The following is a 552-nucleotide window of genomic DNA, read 5'->3' as shown; positions in this document are numbered from 1 at the left end:
ACATTCTTTTTAAATCGAATATCATCTAAATTATGTTTATGAAGATTTTTAAGCTAGTTTTATTATCATTTTTTTTAATAACATCAGCAAATTCAAATTCTATATATAATCTAATTAAAATACCAAATTTAGAAATCTATGAATTAAAAACTCCCAATAAACTTAAATATTTTTATGCAACTAAACCCTTTAGGCTTGGAGTCCAAAAAAATATTTCTTGCATTAATTCAAATACAAAAACTTATAATGAAAAATACCAAATTATATCTAAAAATTTGAGCCTCTATTCAAAAGAATTTTTGAGAAAAATTAATCTTAAATATATTGTTATGTGTGAAAACCTATCTATTTCAGGAATAAACACAGCTGGAATTCCTGATCACTTAATGAAAACATTAATTATAGATGTAAAATTTAATGAAAAATATTTTGAAAGAGTGATTCACCACGAGTTATTTCATATTATAAACGATGGGTTTAAAGATTTATTTGATGAAAAAGAATGGAAAAAATTTAATAAGCCAGGTTTTAAATATTCTGATTGTTCTACTT

Annotated in this window: 1 protein-coding gene; it reads left to right on the top strand. The window is 22.1% G+C overall.

Going from position 1 to position 552, the window contains the following annotated elements; all coding sequences use genetic code 11:
* Positions 1-38 precede the first annotated feature (38 nt).
* The coding region (locus AMN81_RS03030; protein ID WP_072090650.1) for a hypothetical protein at positions 39-552 on the top strand (514 nt) is incomplete at its 3' end.

This window comes from Candidatus Pelagibacter communis, from assembly GCF_001179845.1.
Lineage (GTDB): Bacteria > Pseudomonadota > Alphaproteobacteria > Pelagibacterales > Pelagibacteraceae > Pelagibacter > Pelagibacter ubique_Q.
Note: the sequence above shows the minus strand (reverse complement) of the source record. Positions and strands in the feature narration are given on the sequence as shown.